Source organism: Pedobacter sp. (genome assembly GCF_035566355.1).
Taxonomy (GTDB): domain Bacteria; phylum Bacteroidota; class Bacteroidia; order Sphingobacteriales; family Sphingobacteriaceae; genus Pedobacter.
In genome coordinates this window covers 1-3,632 of sequence record NZ_DATMRL010000008.1, presented here as the reverse complement: position 1 = coordinate 3,632, position 3,632 = coordinate 1, and the positions used below count along the sequence as shown (strand labels likewise).

At 41.3% G+C, this 3,632-nt stretch carries 1 protein-coding gene; it reads left to right on the top strand.

The genetic code is table 11. From position 1 onward, the window contains the following. The coding region (locus tag VNZ46_RS00315) for a TonB-dependent receptor (protein ID WP_325558075.1) at nt 1-3,569 on the top strand (3,569 nt) is incomplete at its 5' end. Between the last annotated feature and the right edge of the window lie 63 nt (nt 3,570-3,632).

Sequence of the window (3,632 nt, the reverse complement as noted above, 5' to 3'; positions counted from 1 at the left end):
ATTTTTTTATTCATCCAAACATTACAAAAGTAGTGAAATTAAAACTTATAAGCGGAGCTATGCCTGATGCGTGGCTCCCGGAAAAACTATTGAGAATTATGAAACTTACCACCTTGATGTTATTTGTAACATTAATGCAGGCGAGTGCTGTAGGATACAGCCAAAAGATATCTTTATCGGAACGGAATGTGCCAATTGAGAAAGTCTTTAAGGAGATTGAAAAGCAAACCGGCTACGTGTTTCTCTATGATAATGGAGTTTATACGCAGCGTATCAGTATCAGTGTGAAAAATGCGAGCATTGAAGAGGTACTCAGCAACGGCTTTAAAGCACTCCCATTGACCTTTAACATTGTGAATGGCAACAATATTGTGGTGAAACCCGTACCAGAATCCTTCACTGATAAAGTATTGCGCCTGTTTAATCAAAGAAATCCGGTTAAAGGTAAAATTACTGATGAGACAGGTAGGCCTATTCCCGGGGTAACCATTTTAAACAAGACAAATGGTAAGGGTGCAATTTCAGACAATTCCGGGGCTTACAGCATTGATGCTGATAAGGGCGATTTACTGGTGTTCAGCTATATTGGGTACCAGCAGAAAAAAATCAATGTTGCCGATCAGACGACTGTTAACCTGGCCTTAGAGCCTGAAACTTCCAGTCTTGATCAGGTGGTGGTAGTGGGTTATGGCAACACCAGAAAAAAAGATCTTACCGGCTCGGTAGCAGTAGTGAGTGCTTCGGATATCAAGGATACACCTTTTGCTACAGTCGATAATGCCCTGGCCGGTAAAGCGAGTGGTGTACAGGTCACCAAGGCCGATGGCTCACCTGGCGGTGCGGTGCGGATCAGGATACGAGGCTCCAGCTCTTTGCTGGGCGGCAATGATCCTTTATACATCATTGACGGTGTGCCGGTTCAGGTATCTAATAACTTTATCAATCCCGGGTTTGATGTAGGTAGTCCGGTTGGTAATGAAATTAACGGAATGGGAAGTATGAATTCGGGTTTATCTACCGCCTTTACCAATGGCTTAAATAGTCTTGGCGGTTTAAATGTAGATGATATCGAATCCATCAGTATTCTTAAGGATGCTTCCTCTACTGCAATTTATGGTTCAAAAGCGGCTAATGGTGTGGTGATGATCACCACTAAAAGGGGCAAAAAAGATATGAAACCTCAGATCACCGCAAATTACTATTCGACAATCACTACACCCAAATTACCTAAATTGTTAAATGCGGAGCAATACAAAATGTTGCTCACAGAATCTGCTCAGAACTTAATGAAAGAGGCAGATCCGGATGAAGACTATATACCAGAAAATATAGACGTTATTTTAAACCATCCGAATACCTTTTTCGGCAACGCAAATACAGACTGGCTGAAGGAAGTAACGCGGAATACCGTTTCGCACAATGCAGATCTTTCGGTGCAGGGAGGTGGCGCTGCATCTAAATATTTCAGTTCCGTTTCATTTAACCAAACTCCGGGGGTCGTAAAATCAACGGATTACCAGCGCATTGCAGGTAAGTTGAATTTAGAGAATGAGATCGGTAGTAAATTCAGGTTCATCACCAATTTGAATTTAGGGTATACCGACCAGAATATTGGGGATGGTGCCTATGGACAAGCCTTAAGGGCACGCCCCGATTTAGCGCCTTATGATGAAAACGGTATGCCGACCAGTTTTGTTGGCCGGGGAGGTGAGGATTACCAGGGTTTTCAAAATCCTGTAGGACTATTACAGGCCACCAACAATGCCAAAACATTTAGTATGTTAGGATCGCTGTCGGCTTTATATGATATCACCAAAGCACTGCAGTTTAAAAGTACGGTGTCTGTGAATATGCAGACCTATAACCAGCGTGTTTATATGCCTAGTTTTATCCAGACGGGTACTTATTTTGGTCCGGCAACAGAAAAATCAGGTATTGGAAGCAACTCCAATAGCAGAATGACCAATTGGTTTTTGGAGAATACCCTTACCTATACAAAAAATATAGCTGATATTCATGAGATCAATGTTTTGGCCGGTACCTCGTATGAGACCAGAAAAAACAGTTTCTTTAGTGCTACAGCTTCAGGATATCCTAATGACCATACGCTAAACAATCTTTCTTCTGCAATAACGCCATTGTTTACCCGTGGTGATGAACCTAGCAGCCCTCAAAGTTATTTGTTGTCATTTTATCTGCGTGCCAACTATACTTTGATGGATAAATATCTGTTTACTTTCACAGGAAGAACAGATGGTTCTTCTAAGTTTGGTTACAACAATAAGTTTGGTTACTTCCCGTCAGCAGCTTTGGGATGGAGAATCTCAAAAGAGAACTTTCTGAAAGATGTAAAGTGGATAGACGATCTTAAAATAAGAGGTAGCTATGGATTAACCGGAAGTCAGAACATTGGTGACCAGATGTACCGCACTTTATATACGCCTAAGGCCTATGCGGGGGCAAACGCTTTAATTCCTACACAGCTGGGAAATGAAAATATCAAATGGGAAAGTACAAAATCTACGGATCTTGGATTAGATGTTTCCTTATTTAAAAACAGGTTACAGCTTACAGCCGATTACTATGACAAGCGAACCAATGGGGCTCTGCTTTATTTGCCGGTTCCAGCAAGCAGCTCCTATGCTTTCTTATTGAGTAATGCGGCCGACCTTAAAAACCAGGGATTTGAGTTTTCTTTGCAGGGTGATCTTGTAAGAACTAAAGATTTCAGGTGGAATGCTTCATTTAATGTGACCTGGAATAAAACGATAGTTACGAAACTGGATCCGAAAGCTAATCTTGGACCCCAGGGAAGTATGACTGGTTTGGAATGGCAAAATACCAGGATTGCAGAAGGAAAGCCTTTGGGAATGATTCTTGGCTATACCTTCACAGGAATCATTAAAACCCAGGAACAACTGGATGCTTATAAAAAGGAACTCGGACCGGCAAATTCAACGCTTTATCCATTTCTTGGTATTGGTGATCCGATGTACCAGCTGGATTATGAATACTTCAAAGCGAGTAAATCTGCAATTGCCGATTCAAAAACTATTATCGCCAATGCAGCACCTAAATACTATGGTGGTTTTACCCAAGGTTTTAGTTATAAAAATCTGGATCTCCAGTTGTTCTTTACCTTTTCTCAGGGCGGCAAATTGTTATGGGGTGATCACATCAGCAGCAGACAATTTAATGGAACTTCAAATTCGCACGCACTGATGCTGGACCGCTACCATCCGGGAAATACAGAAACCAACCGCGAACGTCTGGTACTGGAGGGGAATATGCCTATGCCTTCAACGATAGATGTTTTTAGCTCTTCTTATATCAAATTAAGAAGCCTAAATTTCAATTACAGGTTGAACAAGGCCAGATGGATGCAATATGCAGGATTGCAAAATGCTTCCATTTATCTTTCGGCTACGAACCTGTTTACCATTACCAAATACCCGGGAAATGATCCTGAGACAACCAATGACACCTATAGTGTGGGCGGAGGCTATTTCGATGTAAGCAATTACCCTGTGGTGCGCACATTTTCACTAGGATTTAAACTTGGGTTTTAACATATAATATTGAGATGAAATATATACAATTCAAATTATTACTACTGTTATTGTTAACATGCA